Origin of the sequence: Nonomuraea sp. NPDC050404 (genome assembly GCF_040655495.1) — a bacterium.
GTDB lineage: Bacteria > Actinomycetota > Actinomycetes > Streptosporangiales > Streptosporangiaceae > Nonomuraea.
On record NZ_JBFAKB010000011.1, the window covers coordinates 255408 to 279848 of the forward strand.

The 24441-nt window shown below is 70.8% G+C and carries 14 protein-coding genes; 10 read left to right on the forward strand and 4 right to left on the reverse strand.

The features are described 5' to 3' along the window. The first annotated feature begins 18 nt into the window (after positions 1-18). Genes AB0I81_RS30465 through AB0I81_RS30490 form a run of 6 tightly spaced genes read left to right on the forward strand, consistent with a single transcriptional unit; the run spans position 19 to position 15781 of the window. Entirely contained in the window at positions 19-744 is a 726-nt protein-coding gene (locus AB0I81_RS30465) for a hypothetical protein (protein ID WP_360663370.1), read from the forward strand. Then, positions 735-1181: a nuclear transport factor 2 family protein gene (locus AB0I81_RS30470; RefSeq protein WP_360663372.1), complete on the forward strand. Its 447-nt coding sequence runs from the start codon at positions 735-737 to the stop codon at positions 1179-1181. Before AB0I81_RS30465 ends, AB0I81_RS30470 begins: the two co-directional genes overlap by 10 nt. A gap of 18 nt (positions 1182-1199) precedes the next feature. Next, complete coding sequence (locus AB0I81_RS30475) at positions 1200-2162, forward strand: TauD/TfdA family dioxygenase (RefSeq protein ID WP_360663374.1); 963 nt, start codon at positions 1200-1202, stop codon at positions 2160-2162. 32 nt (positions 2163-2194) lie between these two features. Next, entirely contained in the window at positions 2195-3292 is a 1098-nt protein-coding gene (locus tag AB0I81_RS30480; protein WP_360663376.1) for a glycine amidinotransferase, read from the forward strand. A 25-nt stretch (positions 3293-3317) separates the two neighbouring features. Next, complete coding sequence (locus AB0I81_RS30485) at positions 3318-13961, forward strand: amino acid adenylation domain-containing protein (protein ID WP_360663377.1); 10644 nt, start codon at positions 3318-3320, stop codon at positions 13959-13961. Continuing rightward, entirely contained in the window at positions 13958-15781 is a 1824-nt protein-coding gene (locus AB0I81_RS30490) for a non-ribosomal peptide synthetase (RefSeq protein ID WP_360663379.1), read from the forward strand. Before AB0I81_RS30485 ends, AB0I81_RS30490 begins: the two co-directional genes overlap by 4 nt. Here AB0I81_RS30490 and AB0I81_RS30495 read toward each other — a convergent pair. Then, entirely contained in the window at positions 15778-16827 is a 1050-nt protein-coding gene (locus AB0I81_RS30495) for a branched-chain amino acid aminotransferase (protein WP_360663381.1), read from the reverse strand. The two genes, AB0I81_RS30490 and AB0I81_RS30495, sit on opposite strands and share 4 nt — an antisense overlap. A 194-nt stretch (positions 16828-17021) precedes the next feature. Here AB0I81_RS30495 and AB0I81_RS30500 point away from each other — a divergent pair, with 194 nt between their 5' ends. Beyond that, positions 17022-17723, forward strand: a complete 702-nt coding sequence (locus AB0I81_RS30500; RefSeq protein WP_360663383.1) for a DUF1345 domain-containing protein — start codon at positions 17022-17024, stop codon at positions 17721-17723. 38 nt (positions 17724-17761) lie between these two features. Here AB0I81_RS30500 and AB0I81_RS30505 read toward each other — a convergent pair whose 3' ends face one another. Then, on the reverse strand, positions 17762-19039 hold the full coding sequence (locus AB0I81_RS30505; protein WP_360663385.1) for an alpha-glucosidase/alpha-galactosidase: 1278 nt from the start codon (positions 19037-19039) through the stop codon (positions 17762-17764). Then, a complete protein-coding gene (locus AB0I81_RS30510; RefSeq protein WP_360663386.1) occupies positions 19036-19971 on the reverse strand; it encodes a carbohydrate kinase family protein in 936 nt (311 codons plus the stop codon). Before AB0I81_RS30510 ends, AB0I81_RS30505 begins: the two co-directional genes overlap by 4 nt. 117 nt (positions 19972-20088) lie before the next feature. On the opposite strand from AB0I81_RS30510, the gene AB0I81_RS30515 reads away from it, so the two are divergent. The 3 genes from AB0I81_RS30515 to AB0I81_RS30525 are packed head-to-tail and all read left to right on the forward strand — an operon-like array spanning position 20089 to position 23193. Next, positions 20089-21387: an ABC transporter substrate-binding protein gene (locus AB0I81_RS30515; protein WP_360663387.1), complete on the forward strand. Its 1299-nt coding sequence runs from the start codon at positions 20089-20091 to the stop codon at positions 21385-21387. A 4-nt stretch (positions 21388-21391) separates the two neighbouring features. Beyond that, positions 21392-22354, forward strand: a complete 963-nt coding sequence (locus AB0I81_RS30520; RefSeq protein WP_360663389.1) for a sugar ABC transporter permease — start codon at positions 21392-21394, stop codon at positions 22352-22354. Beyond that, complete coding sequence (locus AB0I81_RS30525; RefSeq protein ID WP_360663391.1) at positions 22354-23193, forward strand: carbohydrate ABC transporter permease; 840 nt, start codon at positions 22354-22356, stop codon at positions 23191-23193. The genes AB0I81_RS30520 and AB0I81_RS30525 overlap by 1 nt, the downstream gene beginning before the upstream one ends. Positions 23194-23207: 14 nt before the next feature. On the opposite strand, the gene AB0I81_RS30530 is transcribed toward AB0I81_RS30525, so the two are convergent. Next, the gene (locus tag AB0I81_RS30530) at positions 23208-24398 is read right to left on the reverse strand and encodes a cytochrome P450 (RefSeq protein ID WP_360663393.1); all 1191 of its coding nucleotides are present in this window, start codon (positions 24396-24398) and stop codon (positions 23208-23210) included. Positions 24399-24441: the final 43 nt, after the last annotated feature.

Below are 24441 nucleotides of genomic sequence, written 5' to 3' on the forward strand. Positions count from 1 at the left end.
CGCGGGCGGCATCTCGGTGTGGTTTTCCGCGATGTGGTGCCGGTCGCCACTCGCGAGAAACTGATCTCGAATTTCCTGGCGAGCCCAGGACGCCGGGCACGGGGCGCGGACGCGCCGGGCGAATATCTCGGCGCCTACCACTACAACAGGACGATCGAGGACTACCTGGACCTGACGGACGCCGTCGGCGCCGATCTGGAGGCGGCCCTGGACGTCCCCGACGAGCCCCTGCGTGCGCTCTACCGGCAACTCGGCCGGGCGCTCGCGCTGCGCGGCATCGACTTCAGGCCCGCGCGGCACGCGGGCCGCGAGGCGTGCGCGGGCATCTTCCGTTCCTGGCTCGGGCGGCGGGACTTCGCGCTGGACCCGCACGAGGACCGCGGCCAGTGCGAGGATCCCCGGCAGGCCGGGTTCGAGATCCAGCGGGTGACGGGCCACCACATCGTCGGGCTCAACGTCTGCCTGGCCAACGGGCGCGACGGCCGGCTGACGGTGTGGAACGTGCGTCCCGACGACCCGACCAGGGCGCGGCTCGGGGTCACCCACACCGGCTCGCCCTACCCGGCCGACGCGCTGACCGGCATCGAACGGCTGCGGCTCGACGTGCGGGCGGGCGACATCTACCTGTTCAACGCCGCTCACGTGCACGCCGTCGAGGCGGTGCGCGACGGGGACGCCCGCCGGGTGACGCTCTCGGGCATCCTCGGGTTCGCCGACGACAAGACGGTGATCGCGTGGACGTGACCGGTAAGGCCGCCAGCGGGTCCCGCCCGCCAACCAGCGGATCCCGCCCGGCGACCGGTGGATCCCGGCCGGCCGGTGGCGGGTCCCGCCCGCTGTCCGCCGTGGTCGGCGGCTACTACCGCGACATCGACCGGCGGGACGTCACGGCGGCGCTGTCCCGCTTCGCGCCGGACGCGGTCTACCGCCGCCCCGGATACGACGCCTTCGTCGGCGTCCAGGCCATCAGCGCCTTCTACCGCGACCGCCGGGTGATCTCCGACGGCCGGCACGACCTGGAGTCGATCATCGAGGACGCGGACACGGTGGCCGTACGAGGCAGCTTCCGCGGCGTGTCGCACGGCGGGCACGCCCTCGCGGTGCGCTTCGCCGACTTCTGGCGCTTCTCGGGCCTCCTGGTGATCGAGCGCGACACCTACTTCGACGCGGCAGCCGTCTGATCACCCCATGGAGCGCACATGAACATGCCGGCGACCGGCGAGAAGACCGAATTCGCGGCCCCGGACGGCCGCGGCCCCGTGGTCGTGCGGCGGCCCGCCGCCGGCCCGCCGGCCCAGGACTGGCTGACGGACAACCGCGCACGCATCGACGATCTCGTCACCACCCACGGCGGCGTGCTGCTGCGTGACCTCGGGTTCACCTCGGTGTCGGAGTTCAACCGGGCGGTCCAGCTGTTCAGCCCCGACCTGCTGGACTACGTCCACCGCTCCACCCCGCGCACCAAGGTGGGCGGCAGGATCTTCTCGGCCACCGAGTACCCGGCCGACCGGACCATCCCGCTGCACAACGAGAACTCCTTCACCGACGCCTGGCCCGCCCGCATCTCCTTCTTCTGCCTCGTGGCCGCCGAGCACGGCGGCCAGACGCCCACCGCCGACTCACGCGCGGTGTACCGGCGGATCGACCCGGCCGTGCGGGAGCGGTTCGAGCGCGAAGGCGTCCTGTACGTGCGCAACTACACCGAGGGCGTCGACCTGAGCTGGCAGGAGGTCTTCCAGACCGGGGACCGCGCGCAGGTGGAGCGGTACTGCGCGGCGCACGGCATCGAGTTCCGCTGGCGGGACCGCAGCCCGGCGCTGACCACCAGGCAACGTTGCCAGGCGTCGGTGCGGCACCCGGCGACCGGGGAGCCCGTCTGGTTCAACCAGGCGCACCTGTTCCACCTGTCCGCGCTCGAACCGGGCGAGCAGGCGTCCCTCATCGAGGGCCTCGGGCGGGACAACGTGCCGCGCGACGCCTTCTACGGCGACGGCTCTCCCATCGAGCCCGAGGTGCTGCGGCACGTACGCGACGCCTACGAGCAGGAGAAGACGCTGTTCACCTGGCAGCGCGGCGACCTCATGATGCTGGACAACCTGCTGTTCGCGCACGGCCGCAGCCCCTTCACGGGCACACGCAAGATCGTCGTGGCGATGTCCTGACCGCCCGCCCGCAACAGATCGGAGACACCCTCGTGCCCAGCGCAACCCCCGTCGTCAACTCCCACAACGGCTGGGACCCCCTGGAAGAGGTCATCGTCGGCAGCGTGGCCGGCGGCGCGCGGCCGGGCTTCGAGCCCGCGTTGCGCCCCTACTTCCCCGACCCCGCCGACCGCGCCTTCAAGGCCGCCCGCCGCGGTGAAGACGAGCTCGAAGCGGCCCGGGAGCAGCTGGAGACCCTGGCGGAGGTGCTCAGGCAGGAAGGCGCCGTGGTACGCAGGCCCACGCCGATGGACTTCTTCACCGAGGTGCGCACCCCCACGTTCCGGGTGCGCAGCCAGAACTCCAGCACCTGCCCGCGCGACGTGCTGCTGGTGGTCGGCGACGAGATCATCGAGGCTTCGATGGCCATGCGGAGCCGGTTCTTCGAGTACCTGCCCTACCGCTCGCTGGTGACGGAGTACTTCAACGCGGGTGCCCGGTGGACGGCCGCTCCCAAGCCCGGCATGTCCGACGAGATGTACGTCGGCGACTTCTCCGCCGAAAGCGGCGGCTTCGACGCCGACCTCAATCCGGCCCTGAGCGACGCCGAGCCCTGCTTCGACGCGGCCAGCTTCGCCCGGTTCGGCCGGGACATCTTCTACCAGCCCGACCTCGTGACGAACGACTTCGGCGCCCGCTGGCTGGCCCGCCACCTCGGCCCCGGCCACCGCCTGCACCGCGTCCGGTTCGCCGACGCGCACCCGCAGCACATCGACGCCACGATGGTGCCGCTGCGTGCCGGGCTGGTGATGATGAACCCCGACCGGCCGCCCGTCGGCGACACCGTCGCGCTGTTCGAGGACAACGGCTGGAAGGTGGTCATGGCGCCGCCCTCGGCCCGGGGCAACTTCCTGCGCACCACCGAGGTCAGCAACTGGATCTCCATGAACGTGCTCAACGTGAACGAGGACACGATCATCTGCGAGGAACGGGAGCAGCCGATGATCGAGTTCCTCAAGTCCTTCGGCTTCCGGGTGATCGCCATCCCGTTCGCGAACGTCTACCCGTTCGGCGGCAGCTTCCACTGCTGCACGGTGGACATCCGGCGCAGCGGCGGCCCGCGCTCCTACTTCCCCGCCCTCCAGGGCTGACCCGGCTCACCAGGAAGGCACGCCGATGCTCCCCCAGTGCCACGACGAACCGGGCCACGACAAACCGGGTCAGGACGAACCGGGCCCCGGCGAACCAGATCCCGGCTGGAACCGCACCGAGCGGGACTACCCGACCCACCTGCTGGTCCACGAGCTGTTCGAGGAGCGTGTCCGGGAGCGGCCGGAGGCGGTCGCGGTCACCTGCGGAGCGGCCCGTCTGACGTACCGGGAGCTGGAGGACCGCGCGAACGCGCTGGCCGGGCGGCTGCGGCGCACGTACGAGGTCGGTCCCGGCGCGCTGGTCTGCCTCGTGCTCGATCGCAGTGAGCATGTGCTGGTCGCCATGCTGGCGGTGCTCAAGGCGGGCGCGGCGTACGTGCCGATCGATCCGGGCGTCCCGGACCGGCGGATCGAGCTCATGCTGCGGGAGACCGGGGCGCGGGTGGTGCTGACCGACGAGCGGCATCACGCGCGCCTGGAAGGCATCGGCGGCACGCCCCTGCTCGCCGTCGATGCTTCCACGGAGAACGCCGCGGAGCCGGTCCCCCCGGTGCGGCCCGGCTCCGACGCCCTCGCCTACGTCATCTACACCTCGGGCACCAGCGGACGGCCCAAGGGCGTGATGATCGAACACCGCTCCGTCGTCAACTACATCTGCAACGTCGCCGACCGCCTGGGCCTGTCCGCCGGGGACGTCTGCGGCTTCTCGACGAACGTGGGCTTCGATCTGACGGTCACGACGACACTGGCCTGCCTGGCGCTCGGCGGGCGCGTCGCCGTGCACCCGGACGACGCCCGCGACGTGGACTCCTACCTGCGCTTCCTGGTCGAGCACGGCGTCACCGCCGTCAAGCTGACACCGGGCTACTTCGCCCTGGTCGCCGGCGCGCTGCACGAGACGGGCGTGCGCACGGTGATCCTCGGCGGCGAGAAGCTCGGCCGCGCGGTCCTGGACCGGATCAGGACCCGCCCCGGCCAGGAGCTGACCGTCTACGACGAGTACGGGCCGACCGAGGCGACGGTCGGGGCCTGCGCCGCCGTCGTCCACCCCCTGCCCGCGGGCGGCACACCGAACATCGGCCGCCTGTACGGCAACTACCAGGGCCATGTCCTGGACGACCACCTGCGGCCGGTCAAAGTCGGCGAGGCCGGCGAGTTGTACATCGGCGGCATCGGCCTGGCCAGGGGCTACCTCGACCGGCCGGAGCTGACCGCCGAACGTTTCCCCGATCGCGACGCCCGCGTGTATCGCACGGGGGATCTGGTGCGCTGGTTGCCCGGCGGCGAGCTCGAATACCTGGGACGCAACGACGACCAGGTCAAGATCCGCGGATTCCGGGTGGAGCCCGGCGAGGTCGAACACGCCGTGGAGGGTTACGGCGACGTCGAGCGGGCCGTCGTCACGGCCCGCGCCGCCGGGCTGGTGGCCTACGTGGTGGCCGGGGAGTTCGGCTGCTCACAGGAGGCGCTGGCGGACCACCTCCGCGAGCGCCTTCCCGACTACCTGCTGCCCTGCGCGTACGTCTTCCTGGACGACCTGCCCTTGACACCCAACGGCAAGGTGGACCGGGCCGCCCTGCCCGAGCCGGAGCGGACGCGGGCCGGCGAGCACGTGGCCCCGCGCACGGATCTCGAACGCACGGTCACGGAGCTCTGGACCGAGCTGCTGGGACGCGACGGCCGCCCGATCGGCGTCACCGACGACTTCTTCCACCTGGGCGGCGACAGCATCGTCGCCATCCAGCTGCTCGGCCGCCTGCGCCAGCGCCTCGGCGTGCACGTCCCGGTCCACGAACTGCTGAGCCGCACGACCGTCGAACGGTTCTGCGAGTTCCTCCGGGGCCGGCTCACCGAGCGGCCAGGCCCGGCCGGCGAGGCGGACCCGGCCGTCGGCGAGGTGCCGCTGCTGCCGATCCAGGAGTGGTTCTTCCGAAGCGCGTTCGCCCGTCAGGACCACTGGAACCAGGCGTTCCTGATCGCCACCCCCAAGCTGGACGTTGACCGGCTCCGCGCGTGCGTGCGGGAGCTGGGGAACCGGCACGGCGCCTTCCGGCTCCGCTACCGGCGCGATCCGGAGGTCGTCCAGTACTACGCGGACGACTACCGGCCGACGGAGCTGGTGGTGGGCTCGGCCACCGGCGTCGAGGACGTACAGGACCTGCTCACCGCCTGGCAGGCGGACTTCGCCCTGGACGACGGCCCGGTCTACCGGATCGGCTACCTGGACGGCCCGGCCGACGGCGGCGGCCGCGTGTTCGTGGCCTGCCACCATCTGATGATCGACGCCGTGAGCTGGCGGGTCCTGGCCGAAGACCTTGAGGCGCTGTATCACGGCCGGAGCCTGCCGCCCGCCGGAAGCACCTACCGGCAGTGGGCGGCGGCCGTGCGGCGCTACGCCGGCACGCATCCGGCCGAACGCGACCACTGGCAGGTCGAGCAGGCCGATAACGACGCGCTGCGACGCCTCGTGGAGAGCGACGACACCAGGACGCTCTCCCGGCTGACCCTGGGCCGCGACGACACCGAACGCCTGCTGAACTGCCACCGCGCCTACCGCACGCAGATCAACGACGTCCTGCTGGCCGCGTTCGCGCACGCCCTGACCGACCTGACCGGCGAGCCGGTCAACCGGATCGTCCTGGAAGGCCACGGCCGTGAGGAGATCGAGCCCGGCCTGGACGTGGGGCGGACGGTCGGCTGGTTCACCACGATGTTCCCGGTCGCGCTGCGCACGGGCGCCGACCGGCTCGCGACGCTGCGCGGGACCAAGGAGATGTTGCGCGCGATCCCGGCCAAGGGCCTCGGCTACGGCGCCCTGCACGGCTACCACGACGACCGGCTGCCCCGGATCAACTTCAACTACCTCGGCCGGCTCGACGCCGAGCAAGCCACGGCGGACGCCTGGCGGCTGACCAGGGAGCCGTCCGGACAGGCCGTGCACCCGGCCAACCGCGACCACAACATCCTGACGATCAACGGCTGGATCGCCGGCGGGCGGCTCTGCTTCACCATCGCGAACAAGCTCGGCCAGGAGGCAGGCGACCGCCTGGCCCGGCGGTACGAGCGGCACCTGGTGGAGCTGGCCGGCGAGTTGTCCGCCGCGCCGCGCGGCCGGCTCACGCCCTCCGACGTCGGCCACGTCGTCTCGGCGGAGTGCCTCGACGAGTTGCAGGCCGAGCGGGAGATCGAGGGCGTCCTCCCGGCCAACAGCCTGCAGCAGGGGTTCATCTACCAGGCGGTCGCGCACGGCCGGGACGACGGTGCCTATGACGGTGCCTATGACGATGCCTACACCGTGCAGATGACGTGGGAGTACGCCACCCGGATCGACGCCGACGCCCTGCGCGAAGCCTGGACCGGGGCGCAACGCGCGTTCCCCGCGCTGCGGCTGCGCTTCGGCTGGCGGGAGGAGCCGGTCCAGATCATCGACGCCGACGCCACGGTGGACTGGCGCCACAGCGATCTGTCCGGCGAACCGGAGGACGCCGTGGCGCGCCTGCGCGAGGCGGACCGGCGCGAGCCCTACGACCTGCGCTCCGGGCCGCTGTTCCGGGTGTACCTGGTCAAGCTGGGTCCGGACCGCTTCCACTGCCTGTTCAGCCACCATCACTCGATCCTGGACGGCTGGAGCAACACGATCCTGCTGAGCCGGGTGCACGAGTCGTACGAGGCTCTCGTCGCGGGCCTGCCGGCCGGCATCGCGCCCGATCGCGGCTACTTCACCGGCCAGCGGTACCTGCGGGAGCACCGCCGGGAGCTCCGGCGGCCGTACGACGGGCACATGGATCTGCAGGGGCTGCTCCGGCCGGACGCGCGCGCCGCCGGCCTGCGCGTCGGCGAGACCCGGCGTGTGCGGGACATGCGCGAGGTGAGCTTCACCGTCTCGGGCGAGCGGTTCGCGGCGCTGCGCAGGTTCGCGCGGGACTCGGCCGTCACCCTCAACGCCGTACTGCTGTACGTGTGGCACAAGTCCCTCGCCTGCTACGCCGGGACGAAGCAGACGATCACGGGCGTCGTGCTGTCCGGCCGGGGCATTCCGGTCGACGACATCGACACCGCCGTCGGCCTGTTCATCAACACCCTGCCGCTCATCGTGCCCCACGGGGAGGAGACCGTCCTGGACGGGATCCGGGAGGTGCAGCGGCGGATCAACGAGCTGAACGAGCACAGCACCGTGAACTTGGCCGACCTGCACCAGGGCGCCGGCCGCCTGTTCGACACGCTGTTCATCTACGAGAACTGGCCGAAGATCAGTCCCGGCGGCTGGCAGTCGCGGCTCGCGGTGCGGATGGGCGGCGAGTACGAGAAGCTGGACTACCCGCTGTCCGTGATCGTGTCCGAGGTTCCCGGCAACATCCGGTTCCGCCTGGCGTACGCGGCCGAGTTGTTCGACGCCCGCCCCATGACGGACCTGCTGGACATGCAGCGGCACCTGCTGGAGGAGGTGCTCGCCGGCGGCGAACGCCGCTGGCGGGAGCTCGCCCTGCTCCCCCGGGCCCGGCATCGCGAGCTCACCGCCGCGCTGAACCCCGCCACAGAGCCGCTCCCCCCGGCCCGCACGCTCGTGGAGGCGTTCGAGGAGCAGGTACGCCGCCACCCGGACCGCAGCGCCGTCACCTCCGGAGGCGTCACCCTCACCTACGCCGTGCTGGACGAGCGGGCCAACCGGCTGGCCGGCCTGCTCGCCGACAAGGGCGTACAACCTGAGGAACTCGTCGTGCTCTGCCTCGGCAAGGGGCTCGACCTCATCGTGAGCATCCTGGCGGTGCTCAAGGCGCGAGCCGCCTATGTCCTGACGGACCCGGCCTATCCCGACAGCCGGATCTCCTACATCCTGCGCGACACCGCCGCCCGGCTGGTCATCACGACCGGCCGCCACCTCGACCGGCTCGGCGGCCCGGAACACGTGCTCGCCCTCGACGCGCCGCACGTCCGTGACGCTCTCGCGGCGGCGAGCCCGGCCGCCCCCGGCACGTACGCGCCCGTGGACGCGCTGATGTACGTGCTCTACACCTCGGGCACCACCGGCGCCCCCAAGGGCGTGATGATCGAGCACCGGGCCTACGCCCAGACCATCGCCGCACTAAGAGCGCGCTATTTCGCCGGCCTCGAAACCGTGAGCACGTGCAGCCTCACCAACCACGTCTTCGACATCTTCGGCCTGGAGTACGGCCTGCCCCTGTGGACCGGCGGCAGCGTCGAACTCGCCGCCGGCCTCCCCGCGCGCCTCGACTGCGGCGGCCTCGGCTTCGTCCAGCTGACCCCGAGCGTCTGCGACGTGATGCTCGACCGGCTGGTGAACGTGCCGGACGACCTGCTGCTGCTGGTCGGCGGCGAGAGGCTGCCGAAGGAACTGCTCGAACGCGTGCTGGCGAAACCGGTCGATCTCGTCAACGTCTACGGGCCGACGGAGACGACGATCTGGTCCACCTCACAGCTGTACCGGTACGCCGACGGGCCCGACCGGCAGCCGGTGAGCATCGGTACGCCGCTGGCCGGCGAGTCGGTGCACATCCTCGACGACGCGCTCCGGCCGCTGCCGATGGGCGCGGCCGGTGAACTGTGCATCGGCGGCGACGGGCTGGCGCGCGGTTACCTCAACAAGGACGACCTGACCGCCGAACGGTTCGCCGGCACGCCTTCCGGCCGGCTCTACCGCACCGGCGACCTGGTACGCCTGCTGCCGTCCGGCGTCCTGGAGTTCATCGGCCGCAACGACACCCAGGTCAAGATCGACGGCCACCGCATCGAGCTGGAGGAGGTCAACGGCGCACTCGCCGGCCACCCACAAGTACGGCAGTCCGTGGTGCTCGCCACCCCGTCCCTGGTCGGCTACTACGTGGCCGACCAGGAGATCCCCGGGGAGGAACTGGCCGACCACCTGCGGCGATCGTTGCCCGGATACATGGTGCCCGCCACCTGCGTCCACCTCGAACGCATGCCCCTGACCATCAACGGCAAGGTGGATCGCGCGGCACTCCCCCGCCCGGACACCGCCACCCGGGAACACGTGCCGCCCCGCACCCGCACCGAGGCGGACCTGTGCGCGCTGGTGGCGCGGCTGCTCGGTCTCGACCCGGTGGACGTCGGCATCGATGACGACTTCTTCCAGCTCGGCGGCACCAGCCTGCTCAGCGTCAAGCTCGTCTCGGCGGCCGAACGCGAGCTGGGCATCTCGGCCACCGTCTCCCACCTGCTCACGCACCCGACGATCCGGGCCCTGGCCGGCTCCGGGAACGAACGGGTGATCATCCCCGCCGCGACGTTCGCCGGACCTGAGGACCAGAGGTTGTCCTTCGCCCAGGAACGCCTCTGGTTCATCGAACGCTTCGAGGGCGGCACCAGCGCCTACAACCTGCCCCTCGTCCTCGACGTCGCCGACCACGTGGACACCGGCAACCTGCTCCAAGCCGTCCGCGCGGTGATCGCCCGGCACGAGGTGCTGCGCACCCTGCTGAAACAGACGCCGGACGGCACCGGCTACCAGGAGGTCCTCGACCCGGACGCGGTCGGGATCGAGGTGCTGCGGATGCCGGACCATGCGGCGATGCGGGCGCACATCCGCCGCGATCTTCACAGGGTTTTCGACCTTGCGGCCGAAGTGCCACTGCGCGCCCGCCTTTACAAAGTATCGCAGGCTCGTCACCTGGTGTTCATCGTCCACCACGTGGCGTTCGACGGCTGGTCGACCGATGTGCTGCTGGAGGACCTGCGTACGGCCTACGACGCGCATGCCTGGCCCGCCCCGGAGTTGCGCTACCGGGACTTCGCCGTTTGGCAGCGGGACCAGCTGACCGGCGAACGCCTGGAGGGACTGCGCCGGTTCTGGGCGGACAGGCTCGACGGCCACCAGAACCTCGACCTCATCCCGGACAGGCCACGGCCGGACACCCTGGACTACCGCGGTGCGGACATCCGGCACACGGTCGGGGCCGAGACCTCCGGGCGGTTGCGGCAACTGGCCGCGGAGCTGCGGGTCAGCCTGTTCAGCCTGCTCGCCGGCGCCCACTTCCTGACCCTGCGCTGCTTCGGTGGCCAGGACGACATCGTGGTGGGCACGCCGGTCGCGAACCGGGACCACCCGCAGCTCGCCCGCCTGATCGGCTTCTTCGTCAACACCCTGCCGCTGCGGTCGCGCATCGACGGGCAGGCCCGGATCGCGGACTACGTACGCCAGACCGCGCGCGACGTCCTCGACCTGCTCCGCCACCAGGAACTCCCGTTCGAGCGGCTGCTGGAGACGCTGGACGTCGAACGCGACGTCAGCCGGCACCCGATCTTCCAGGTCACCTTCGGCGTGCAGAGCTTCGGGACGCACTCGGACGGCGCGATCCTGCGGGTCTCACCGGAGACCAAGGAGTTGTACACGGCGGCGAGGTTCGACCTGAGCACGTTCATCGACGACTCGGCCGACTCCCTGGAGCTGCACGTCAACTACGCCACGAGCCTGTTCGAGCGGGCCACCGCCGACAGCTTCGCGCAGACGTACCTCACGATCCTGCGCCAGTTCGCGGACCTGGCGGGCAGCGAGACCGGGCAGGCGCGGACCACCATCGCCGACCTCGTGTACGTGGACGGCGAGCGCCGCGAGCTGGTGGAGGGCTGGAGCGCGCCCCGGCGGGACTGCGCGTCGCAGACCCTGCTGCACCGGTCCGTGGAAGAGCACGCGCGGCGCTCCCCCACGCGGGTCGCGCTGGTGCGGGAGGAGCGCCGGCTCACCTACCGGGAGCTGAACGCCGAGGCCAACCGGCTGGCCCACCACCTGCTGGGCGGCGGCAAGGTCGGCCCCGGCGCCATCGTCATGCTCTGCCTGGACCGCGGTGAGGACATCGTCATCGCGATCCTGGCCGTGCTCAAGGCGGGCGGCTGCTACCTGCCGGTCGATCCCACCTACCCCGACGACCGGATCGGCTTCATGCTCGCCGACGCGAAGGTGCGCACGATCCTGACCCACCGCAGGTACGCCGGACGGTTCGCCGCGCCAGACGCCGATGTGGTCGCCGTTGACGACCCGGCCGTGCGGACGGTGCTGCGTGCCGGGCCGGAGACGGATCCGGTCACGGACGTGGCCCCGCACGATCTCGCCTACGTCCTGTACACCTCGGGCACCACCGGCCGGCCGAAGGGTGTGCCGCAGACCCACGCCAACGTGGCCCGCCTGTTCACCGCCCTGGAGGACGTCTACCGCATCCGCGAGGACGACGTGTGGACGTTGTTCCACAACTACGTCTTCGACTTCACGGTGTGGGAGATGTGGGGGGCGTTCCTGTACGGCGGACGCCTCGTGGTGCCGACGTTCGAGCAGACGCGTGACCCTGAGCTGTACCACACGTTGTGCCTCCGGGAACGCGTCACGATGCTCTGCCAGACGCCGACCGCGTTCCACCAGTTCGCCGCCGTCGCGCTGGAGCGGCAGCGGCTGGCGGACCTGCGGTACGTCTTCTTCGGCGGCGAACCGCTGAACCTGTCGCTGCTGACCAGGTGGTTCGCCCGCCACGGCCACGACCGCCCGCTGCTGGCCATGGGGTACGGCACCACCGAGACGACGGTGTTCACCTGCCACAAGATCTACGGCGAGACGGACGAGGGATCGACCGACCTCGGCACGCTGATCCCCGACGTCGCGGGCTACGTGCTCGACGCCCGGCAACGCCTGCTGCCGATGGGCGCGGTCGGGGAGCTGCACATCGGCGGCGCGGGCCTCGCGCCCGGCTTCCTGAACCTGCCCGAACTGACGGCGAGCAAGTTCATCCCCGACCCGTTCGACGCCACCGGCCGCCTGTACAAGAGCGGCGACCTCGTACGCTGGGCCCCGGACGGCACGCTGCGCTTCGTCGGCCGCAACGACCTCCAGGTCAAGATCCGTGGCCACCGGATCGAGCCGGGCGAGATCGAGACCGTCATGTCCGGTGTGCCGGGCGTGACGCAGTGCGCCGTCGTCGTGCGCGGCGCGGCCGGGCAGCGCCACCTGGTCGGCTACTACGTGACCGGCTCCGGCGTCGAGCCCGAGGCGGTGTACGAACGGTTGCGGGCGAAGCTGCCGGCGTACATGATCCCCACGGCCCTCGTCCCGGTGGAGGAGCTGCTGCGCACGATCACCGGCAAGCTCGACGTCGATGCCCTCCCCTCCCCGCGACCGCACCCGACGAGCCGGCACGTCGAGCCGCGCGACGAGCGGGAGGCGCGGGCCAGGAAGGTGCTGGCGGAGGTGCTCGGCGCCGATCCGGAGGCGATCGGCGTGCACGACGACTTCTTCGGCCTGGGCGGCAACAGCATCCTGTCGATCAAGCTGGCGAGCAGGCTCGGCACCGAGCTCGGCGCGGACGTCAGCGTCGCGGCGGTCTTCCGGCACAAGTCCGTCGCGGGCCTGGTCGGCAGCCTGGGGGCAGCGCCGGCGGCGGCACCCATCCCGTGCGCGCCGGCGGCCTCGGTGGTGTCGTTCGCGCAGGAACGGCTCTGGTTCATCGACCGGTACGAAGGCGGCACCGACGCCTACAACATCCACCTCTGCTACGAGGTCGTGCCGGGCGTCGGGGCCGACGAGCTCGAACGCCGGTTCCAGGCGGTGAGCCGGCGTCACGAGGTGCTGCGGACGGTCATCCGGCAGCGGCCCGGCGGCGAGTTGTACCAGGTGGTGCTGGACTCCGGGCTGGAGGTCCGGCACGTCACGGTGGCGGATGAGGACGACCTGGCCGCGCGTTTCGGCGTGGAGGGCCGGCATGTGTTCGATCTCGCGGAGGAGGCGCCGTTCCGGGTCACCTTCTACCGCGAGGGAACGCGCACGTTCGTCGGCATCCTCGTCCATCACATCGCGTTCGACGGCTGGTCGGCCGACCTGATGCTGGAGGAGCTCGGTCGCGGCGCGGCGGCGCCGGAGCCGTCCATCCAGTACCGGGACTTCGCCGCCTGGGAACGCGAGCACGTCGGCGGAGAGCGGCTGGCGCGGCTGCTCGCGTACTGGAAGGGCCGGCTGCACGGCCGCGAGCCGCTGGAGCTGCCCACCGACCGGCCCCGCCCCCGCAGGATGGACCACGGCGGCGGTCAGGTCGCGTTCGAGGTGGAACCGGATACCTCGGCGGCGCTGCGGCGGATGGCGCGGGAGAGCGGTGTCGGGCTGTTCAGCGTGCTGCTGTCGGCCTATTTCCTGCTGCTGCGGGCCTACACCGGGCGCGGCGACCTGCTCGTCGGCGTGCCCGTGGCCAACCGGTCGCACGGCCAGACGCACGACCTCATCGGCTGCTTCATGAACTCGCTCGCGCTCGATTTCGACATCGACCGCGACGATGACGTGCGGGCGCTGATCGGGAAGGTCGGCGCGCGGGTGGCCGAGGCCCAGGAGCACCAGGAGCTGCCGTTCGAACGGCTGGTCGCGGAGCTGGACCTGCCCGTCGATCCCAGCCGGCATCCGCTGTTCCAGATCTGGTTCGACGTGCACTCCTTCGCCGAGCCGGCCGCCGGCGCCGAGGCCGTGCTGCGGGCGTGCACCCCCGGCGGAGGCGGCGAGCCGGCCGCCGTCTCCAAGCTCGACCTCGGCCTGGTCGTGAACGACGCGGGCGAGGCGCTGGCGGGCACCATCACCTTCGCCACGGCCCTGTTCGACCAGGGCACCGTGGAGAGGTTCGCCGCCACCTACCGATCCATTCTGACGCAGTTTGTGAGGGCGACATGAGGCTGGCCGATCTGAACGTGCTGCCGGAGGACGAGCGGCGGCGACTTCTCGCGCTGAGCAGGGGGCCCGATCTGCCCTTCCCTGCCGACGCCACGATCGCCGAGGTGTTCCGTGAGCGGGCGGGCGCCTCGCCCGGCGTTCGCGCGGTGGTGTCCGGTGCCGCCTCGCTGACCTACCGGGAGCTCGACGAACGGTCCGACCGGCTGGCCGGGGCCCTGACCGCCACGTACGGGGTCGGGCCCGGCCAGGTGGTGGCGCTGTGCGTCGGCCGCGGCATCGAGATGCCCGTCGCCATCGTCGCGGTGTGGAAGGCGGGCGGCGCGTACGTGCCGATCGATCCGGAGACGCCGGACGAGCGGGCACGCCACATGCTCGCCGACACGGCCGCGCGGGTGGTGTTGTGCGGCGCGGCGCACCAGGCCCGGATGGAGCGGATCGCGGCCGCCGGCACGGCCGTCCGCACGATCGACGGCCCGTGGGACCAGGGCCTGCCCGCCGCGGCGCCACAGGGGACCGGCGCGGATCTGGCGTACGTCATCTACACCTCGGGCACGACCGGCAGGCCCAAGGGGGTGATGATCGAGAACCGCTCGGTGGTCAACCACGTGTCCGTGATCAGCCACCTGTACGGCTTCGCCGGCAAGCCGGGCGAGGAGGTGATGCTCCAGGCACTCAACTACGCCTTCGACGGGGGCGTCGTCCCGATGGTGCTCGCCCTGCTGACCGGCAACACGCTGCTGCTGGCCCCCGACCGGCCGTGGCTCGACGGCGAGGCGTTCACCGGTTACCTGCGCGAGCACGGCGTCACCCACATCAACGGCACCCCGACCTTCTACCAGCACCTCGGGCTGGGCAGCGTGCCGACTCTCCGGCGCATGGTGGTCGGCGGTGAGGCGCTGGACGCCGCGTGCTTCAGGGAGATGACGCGGGCCAACAAGGTGCCGGTCTTCAACGAGTACGGGCCGACCGAGGCGACGATCTCGACGACCTCGCACGCCGTGCGGGAGTACGATCTCGCGATCGGCCGGCCGCAGAGCAACTCCTGCGTGCTGGTGCTCGACGACGAGTTGCGTCCCGTGCCGGTGGGAGCCGTCGGGGAGATCTTCCTGACCGGGCCGGGGCTGGCCCGCGGCTATCTGAACCTGCCCGGCGTGACCGCGGAGAAGTTCGTCCCGAACCCGTTCAGGAGCGACGCGGAGAAGGCGGACGGGCGCAACGCGCGGCTGTACCGGACGGGCGATCTCGCCCGGCGGCGCTCCGACGGGGCGCTGGAGTACGCCGGCCGCAACGACTCGCAGCTCAAGATCAGCGGGTTCCGGGTGGAGCCCGCCGAGATCGAGGCCGTGTTGAACGAGTTTCCCGGGGTGAGGCGGAGCGTGGTCCTGCCCGGCGGATCCTCGCTCGTCGGCTACTGCGTCGCCGACACTCCCCCGGACACCGGTGAGCTGCTCCGTTATCTGGAGCTCCGGCTGCCGGCGTACATGGTGCCCAGCGCGCTGGTGCACCTGACGGAGCTCCCGATGACGGTCAACGGGAAGGTGGACACCCAGGCGCTGCGCGAGCTTCGGCAGGACGCGCACGTCGCCCCGCGCACCGAGCTGGAGGAGAGGATCCAGGAGATCGTCTCGGGCGTCATCGGGGTGACGCCCGAGCACATCGGCGTGGAGGACGACCTGTTCCGGCTGGGCCTCAACAGCATCCTGGTGACCAAGCTGGTCGCTCAGCTCAAGGACGACCTGAACATCGACGTCACCATCGCCTCGCTGTTCATGCACCCGTCGATCGCCGAACTGCTGGAGAGTCAGGGCCTGAACCCTTAGAGCACGCGGCGCAGCCAGCCGTGCCGATCTTCCGCGTGCCCGTACTGGATGCCCAGCACCTGCTCACGCAGCGCCAAGGTCAGCTTTCCGGGGGTGCCGGAGCCGACCGTGAACGCGTAGCCGTCGCCCTTGAAGCCGGCGATGGGGGTGATCACCGCCGCCGTCCCGGCGGCGAACGCCTCCGTGATGCTCCCGTCGGCCGCGCGGGAACGCAGCTCCCGAAGGGAGATCGGCCGCTCCGCCGGAGTCAGGCCGAAGCCGGGGGCCAGCGTGAGCACGGTGTCGCGGGTGACGCCCTCCAGGATCGTGCCGAGCGCGGGGGTGAGGAGTTCGCCGCCGGAGGTGATGAGGAACAGGTTCATCGTGCCGGACTCCTCCAGGTCGCCCTCGCCGCCCGTTCTGTCGAGGTACATCACCTGGTCGCAGCCATGCTGCTGGGCCTCGATCTGGGCGGCCAGGCTCGCGGCGTAGTTCCCGCCGTACTTGACGTGGCCGGTGCCGCCCTCCGCCGCGCGGGTGTACCGGCTGCTCACCCAGAGCGTCACGCCGTCCTGGCCGGAGGCGAACAGCGGGCCCGCCGGACCGGCCAGCACCGTGTAGACCACCCGCTCGGCGGACCGGGCGCCGATGAACACGTCCGAGGCGAACATGAAGGGCCGCAGGTAGAGGCTCTTCCCGCTGCTGTTCGCCGGGACCCACGGCTCGTCGGCACGGATCAGCTCCGCCAGGCCGACCAGGAAGTCCTCCTCCGGCAGTGACGGAAGGGCCAGCCGCCGCGCGGAGCGGGCGAAGCGCCGCGCGTTGAGCTCGGGACGGAACAACCAGACGCTGCCGTCCGGGTGGCGGTAGGCCTTCAGCCCTTCGAAGATCTCCTGGGCGTAGTGCAGCACGGCCGTGCCCGGGTGCAGGGTGAACGGTTCGAGAGGGCCGATCCGGCGGCCGTGCCAGCCGTCGTCCGGCGTCCACAGGGCCGAGGCCATGTGGTCGGTGAAGTAGCGGCCGAACCCCGGTGCGGCGAGGATCGCGGCGCGTTCCTTCGCGGGCACGGGGGTTTTTGTCCGGAACAAGGGGTATTGAGGACCCATGACCACTCCAGGCTGCCGGCGTGACTTTGCTCACAAGCGCAACGCCGGCACCACTGGTCAGTCAAGGCGACCCGCAACTATCCGTATGCTTCCGGAGTCAAGGGCCCTCCCAAGATCCTGATAGCCTCGGTCAACCCCCGACCAGCGAGAAAGTGATGACAGGACAGAAGCGCCCTTACCCTCTCCTGGCCAACGACGTCGCCCGCGCGCGCATCTGCGTCGCGATCTCCCTGCCGGTCATCCTCGCGATCATCTTCGCGCTCCGCGAGCTCCAGCTCGTCACGGTGCTGTTCTCCTTCGCGTCCGTGTTCGTCACCTGGTCGGTCATCTGCCTGGTCTACATCGTGCTCACCCTCGTCGCCTACCTGCGGGCCGATGCCGGCACGCTCGGGCAGTGGCTGCGCGCGACCCCGCGGCCCACCACCCCCGCGCAGCGGATCTCCTGGGCCATCAGCGGGTACGGCGCGGTCTGGTGGGCGCTCAACGGGGGCGCCATCTCGATCCTGGCGATGGTCCTGCTGGTGACCACGGGAGAGCGCACCCCTGTCCCGCTCATCTGGGCGGGCGTCGTGGTCCTGTCGGCGAGCTGGGCGCTCATCGCCGTCAGCTTCGCCTTGCACTACGCGCGCGAGCAGGCGACCCGGGGCGGCTTCGAATTCCCCGGCGAAGAGCCCGTCTTCACCGACTTCATCTACCTGTCGCTGCAGTTGTCCACCACGTTCGCCGGATCGGACGTGACCATCACCACGACGAGAGCGCGCCGGTACGCGGCGCTGCACGGCGGCATGGCCTTCCTGTTCAACACCGTCATCATCGCGATCCTCGTCACCGTGATGCTCTCCGTCGTCAGCAGCTGAGCGGCGACCCCGCCCGAGGAGGCCGCCGTGGACGGGGGTCAGGCGCGCAGGGCCTTCGGCAGGAGGTCGCCGTGGGCGCGGGTCAGGTCGTCGGCCATCCGCCAGATGTCGTCGAGCGGCAGCGTGGCGGCCGTGTTGGGGTCGATCATCAGGGCGTGCCTGATGTGCCGGGGGTCGCCCTCCAGCGCGGCCCGCACCGTCAGCTCGTTGACGCTCACGTACGTGCGGTTCAGCGCCGCGCACTGCGGGGGCAGCGCACCGATCGCGGTGGGCCGCACGCCGGTGGCGTCCACCGCGCACGGCACCTCCACCACGCAGCCGTGCGGCAGGTTCGAGATGAGCCCGTCGTTGACGACGTTGCCGTAGACGACGCGGGGGGTGCCGGTGACGATGCTGTGGATGATCTCGGGGGCGTACTCGCCGGTGCCGTCGATGTCGAGTTCGCCGCCGTCGCGCAGCAGGTCGCGGGTGCGCCGGTACTCGGCCAGGTTCTCCTCGCTCACCCGCAGGTACTCCCCCACCGGGATGCGCAGCCGGTCCAGCTCGGCGTCGTGGTGCATCAGCCAGGGCACGTACTCGGCCGAGTGCTCGCTGGTCTCGGTCGGGTAGTAGCCCAGCCGCCGGTACATGTCCACGCGCACCCGCCGGCCCAGCTGCGGGTCCGCCTCGGCGGCGGCGTCCAGGCGCGGGTAGAGGTCCTCGCCGTCGCGCTCGAAGCGCAGCACCCACGCCTGGTGGTTGACGCCGGCCGCCACGTAGGAGACCTCCTCGTACGGCACCGCCACCAGGTCGGCCAGCCCTCGCATCGTCCAGTAGACCGAGTGGCACAGGCCCACCACGTTCTTGACCTTGCCCGACAGGTACCAGACGTTCATCGCCATCGGGTTGGTGTAGTTGAGCAGCAGCGCGTCGGGGCACACGGCGGTGATGTCCGCGGCCAGCGCGTCCAGCAGGGGGAAGGTGCGCAGCGCGCGGAACACGCCGCCGACGCCGATGGTGTCGGCGATCGTCTGCCGCAGCCCGTACCTGGCGGGGATCTCGAAGTCGGTGACGGTGGCGTCATGGCCGCCCACCTGCACCATGTTGATCACGAAGTCGGCGCCGTCGAGCGCCTCGCGGCGGTCGAGGTGCGCGGTGATCGTGGCGGCGCCCCCCGTGATGCGGCGGGCCACCGCCTCGGCCACCCGCAGGCGCTCGGCGTCGATGTCGTGCAGGGCGATGCGCATGCCGTGCAGCTCGGGGTACTTCACCAGGTCGGCCAGCAGTCCCTGGGTGAAGACGACGCTTCCCGCCCCGACGAACACGATCTTCTTCATGTTTGTGCTTCCTCCCAGGTGGGCTGGGCCGCGGTGCCCCCGGCGGCGCGGGTGGAAAGGGTGCCGCAGGTCACGGCCACCGACATGCTCTGACGCAGTGGCAGGCCGCGCAGCAGGGCGGCGAGCAGGCCGGCGTTGAAGCTGTCACCGGCGCCGACGGCGTCCACGACGGTGGCGGGCCTGGCCGGAACCTCGACCGGCTCGCCGTCGGCGAAGGCGAGGGCGCCGCGCTCGCCGCGTTTGACGACGGGCAGCGTGCCGCGGGCGGCCAGGTCGCGCACGGCCCGGTCCAGGTCGTCTGAAGGGGATCCCGTGAGGGCGCGGGCGATGGCCAGGGCCTCGGATTCGTTCGGCAGGAGCACGTCGGTGAGCGGGAGGACCTCCGCCAGGCCCGCCCACGTGCCCGCCGGGTCGTCGTTGGTGTCCAGGGAGGTGGAGGCGCCCGCCGCGCGCGCCAGGCCGAACAGCCCGGCCAGCCCGGCCGCCAGGCGCGGCTGCAGGAAGTAGGACGAGACGTGCACGTGCGCGGCGCGCTCGATCAGGCCGGGCGGCACGTCGGCCGCGGTGAGCAGGTCGAGACAGCCGGGCGCGGTGAGGATGGCCCGGTCCTCGCCGTCCACCAGCACCACGGTCATGGCGGTGGGCACATCGGGGTCCACGACGCAGGCCGACACGTCCACGCCGCCGCCGCGCAGGGCGTCCAGGACGAAGGTGCCCGCGGGGTCGTCCCCCACCCGCCCGACGAACGCGGTGCGCAGGCCCAGGCGGGCGGCCCCGTACGCGGTGATCGCGCCGGACCCGCCGAGCACCAGGCCGGCCGCGGGGACGAGTTGCTCGCGCTGGCCGAACTCGGGATGGCGAGGCGAACCCGACACGATCACGTCCGGGTTGGCGTCGCCGACGACAAGAAGGTCGAAGGTCGTTCTGGACACCACGGCACAGTCGCAGGAGTTGTGAAAGCTTGTCAACCCTTGCGATTCTCCGAAGCTATTGACAAGACTTCGAAAGTAACCATGATTGGCTCCAACATTCCGGGAGGAGCATCCACAGTGCGAAGAAGAACCGCGGCGGCCCTGGTCGCGGCGATCATCCTGGCGGCCACGGGCTGCGGGGGATCGCCCCAGGAGGGCGCCAAGACAGTGGACCCGCAGGCGAAGGTGAAGCTCACCTGGTGGACGGGGCAGACCGACGCCGCGCAGAAGAACCTGGAAGAGCTGGCGGCCGAGTTCAGCAAGAAACACCCCAACGTCACCATCGAGCTGTCCTCCGGCGCCTCCACCACCGACGAGCTGCTGCAGAAGCTGTCCGCCGGCTTCGCCAGCGGCGTTTATCCCGATATTTCCTATACTTTCGGAAACTGGGCTTCGCAGCTCCAGGAGTCGGGCAAGACGCTGGACCTGACGGAGAAGGTCAAGGACCCGGCGGTCAACTGGGCGGAGTTCCCCGCCTCCGCCCGCACCACGGCAACGCCGAACGGGCAGGTCATCGGGTTCCCCGCGATCGTGGACAACCTCGCGCTGCTGTACAACAAGTCGGTCTTCGACGCCAGGAAGGTGCCGTACCCGACCGACGAGTGGTCATGGGACGACTTCAGGGCGGCGGCCAAGAAGCTCACCGATCCGGCGGCCAAGATCTACGGGACCGCGTACTCGGTGAGCGCGTCGGAGGACACCACCTGGCACTTCTGGCCGTTGTTGTGGCAGCGCGGCGGCGCCATCCTGTCGCAGGACGGCAAGCAGGCCGCGTTCAACTCCCAGGCCGGGGTGGACGCGCTGGAGTTCCTGCGGGCGATGGCGGTGGACGACAAGAGCGTCTACCTCGACCAGACCGACGAGCGCTACGCGCCGCTGTTCGCGGACGGCCGGATCGCGATGATCATCAACGGGCCGTGGACGCTGCACGACCTGAAGGAGAAGAAGACCGACTACGGCGTGGCCTTCCTGCCCGGCACCAACGGCGACCACCAGACGGTCTCGGGCCCCGACGTGTGGACGCTGTTCGACAACGGCGACGCCAACCGGGCGTACTGGTCCTACGAGCTGATCAAGTGGATCACCTCGGCCGAGGGCGACGCCCGCTCGAACCTGGCCCAGGGCAACCTGCCGCTGCGCGCCTCGGAGACGGCGCTGCCCGAGTACAAGACGTACGTCAAGGAGTTCCCCGGCGCGGAGAAGCTGGTCGCCAATCTGGCCAACGCCAAGCAGGCCAGGCCCACGGTCAGCGGGTACGTCGAGATGTCCCGGTACATCGGCGAGGCCATCTCCAAGGCGTTGCAGGGCGCGGCCGCCCCCAAGGCGGCGCTGGACGAGGCCGCGGCCAAGTCGCGCCAGGCGCTGGCCGGAGGCTGAGGCGATGTCGCTGCTGTTCGCCGGCCGCCGGACGCCGGCCCCGGCCCCGGCCCACCGCGCGTCCCCGCCGGCGGGCCGGGCGCGGTGGCTGCCCCCGTGGCTGCACCGTACGCTGACCGGCTGGGGCTTCGCCGGTCCCGCCACCGCGCTCATCGTGGGCCTGTCGATCTTCCCGGCGGTGTGGGCGTTCCTCATCTCCCTGCAGAAGTGGAACGGCATCGCCCCCGCCAAGCCCATCGGCTGGCTGAACTACGAGCTCATGGCCCAGGATCCGGACCTGTTCGCGGCGGTGCGGCACACGCTGGTGTTCACGGCGCTGTTCGTGCCCTCGTCGATCTTCCTCGGAATGCTCATCGCCGTCGCGCTCAACCGGCCGATCCGGCTCGTCGGCTTCTACCGTACGTGCATCTTCATCCCGTTCGTGGCCTCGGCGGCGGCCACCGGCATCCTGGCCAGCTTCGTCTTCAACCCCCAGTACGGCGCGGCCAACAGCGTGCTGCGCGCCATCGGCCTGCCGCAGCAGCAGTTTTTGGAGAGCCAGTCGCAGGCGCTGGCGGTGATCTGCCTGATCGCGCTGTGGGGGCAGGTCGGCTTCACCGTGGTCGTGTACCTGGCCGCGTTGCAGGACATCCCGAAGGACGTGGTGGAGGCGGCCAGGATGGACGGCGCCAACCGCTGGCAGGTGTTCAGGAACGTCACGCTGCCCGCGCTCGGGCCGGTCACGGTGTTCACCTCCATCTGGCAGACGATCACCGCGCTGCAACTGTTCGACCTGGTCTTCACCACGACCAGGGGCGGCCCGCTGGGCGCGACCCAGACGATCGTCTACTACGTCTACACCCAGGCGTTCAAGCTCACGAAGTTCGGCTACGGCTCGGCCGTGGCCTACGGGTTGTTCGCCGTGACCATGCTCATCACCGTCGGGATGATCCTCTACTCCCGGCGCAGCAAGATCGAGGCTTTCTGATGAGACGCCCGCCGTCCCTGATCGCGCGGCTGCCGTTCAGCCCCTGGCATCTGCTGCTGATGCCGGCGGCCCTGCTGTTCGCGCTGCCGCTGGTGCAGATGGTGCTGACCGCGTTCATGCCGGACGGCGACATCAACCGTTTCCCGCCCCGGTTCATCCCGAGCAGCCTGCGGCTGGACGGCTTCATCGGCCTGTTCACCCAGTCCTCGGCGCTGCGCTGGCTGCTGAACACGGTCATCGTCTCCGCCGTGTCGGTGACCGCGCACCTGGTGCTCTGCTCGATGGCCGGCTACGGCTTCGCCCGGCTGAAGTTCTTCGGCAAGAACGCCGGGTTCCTGATGATCCTGGCGACCATCATGATCCCGGCCCAGCTCCTGATGATCCCCACGTACGTCATGTTCAGCCGGCTCGGCCTGATCGACACCCTGGCGGCGGCGTTCGTGCCGTGGCTGGCCTCGGCGTTCGGGGTGTTCCTGATGCGGCAGTTCTTCCTGTCGCTGCCGGCCGAACTGGAGGACGCGGCCCGCATCGACGGGTGCTCCACGTTCGGGGTGTTCTGGCGGGTGGTGCTGCCGCTGGCCAGGCCCGCGCTGGCCACGCTCACCGTGTTCACGCTGCTGGGCTCGTGGAACGACCTGATCTGGCCGCTGATCGCGATCAGCGACGAGAGCCTGTACACGATGCAGCTCGGGCTGGCCAACTTCCAGGGCACCCGGCTCACTCAGTGGTCGCTGCTGATGGCGGGCAACGTGGTGGCCACGATGCCGCTCATCATCGCCTTCGTGCTGGCGCAGCGGCAGTTCGTGGCCACCATGACCTTCAGCGGCCTGAAGGGGTGATCCTCACGTGTGGATCACCATGCCACCTGCAGGGAGGTCAGCCCGTACACCAGGTTGAAGGAGCGGAACCCGGCGGGCGGGCCGGCCTCGCGCAGCCCGGGGAAGCGCTCGAACAGCGCCGGGAAGGCGATCTGCATCTCCATCCTGGCCAGCGGCGCGCCCAGGCAGTGGTGCACGCCGTGGCCGAACGCCACATGGCCCAGTTCGCCGCGGCCGATGTCGAGCCGGTCGGCGTCGGGGACGAGCGCGGGGTCGCGGTTGGCCGCGGGCAGCGCGCAGGCCACGATCGCGTTCTCGGGGATGCGCACGCCCGCGACCTCCACCTCGGCGGTGGTGACCTTGAGGGTGCCCGAGTGCACGATGCTGAGCCAGCGCAGCAGCTCCTCCACCGCCGCGTTGATCCGCCCTGGCTCCTTGGTGAGCAGTTCGAGCTGGTCGGTGTGGCGGAGCAGGGCCAGGGTGCCGGTGGAGAGCATGTTGGCGGTGGTCTCGTGGCCGGCCACGAGCAGCAGGCTGCCGATGCCGACCAGCTCGTCGCTGGTCAGGTCGTCGCCGTGCTCGCGGATGAGCATGCCGATGAGGTCGTCGCCCGGCTCGGCGCGGGAACGTTCGACCAGCGCGCTCATGTACGCCCGCGCGCCGGTCCTGGCCTCCAGCCGCTCCTCCAGGGGCAGGCTCAGGTCCAGCAGTTTCGAGCTGCGCTCCTGGAAACCGGCACGATCCTCGTACGGCACCCCCAGCAGTTCGCAGATCACCAGGGACGGGATCGGCAGGGCGAAGGAGGCGACCAGGTCCACCGGCGGGCCCGCGGCCTGCATCGCGTCGAGGTGCTGGGCGACGATCTCCTTGATGCGCGGCTCCAGGCGGCGCATCCGGCGCATGGTGAACTCCGGGGTCAGCATGCGGCGCAGGCGGGTGTGCTCGGGCGGGTCGAACAGCAGCAGATGGCCCGCCCGCAGCCGCGCGACCTCCTCCTCGGGCATGTCCGGCGCGCCGGGCGGGCGGGCCTGCCTGGCGTTGCTGAACCGGACGGGGTCGCCGAGCACCTCCCTGACGTCGGCGTACCTGGTGACCAGCCAGATGTCCAGGCCGAACATGCCGGTCACCCGCCGTACCCCCTCCTGCTCGCGCACCCGCGCGAGCTCGGGATCCGGGTCGAACAGGGAGCGGCGCATGAACAGGGGCAAGGTCGCGGAATCGCTCATGTCATCTCCTGACGAGATCTGCGCGGATCGCCACCTGAAACCG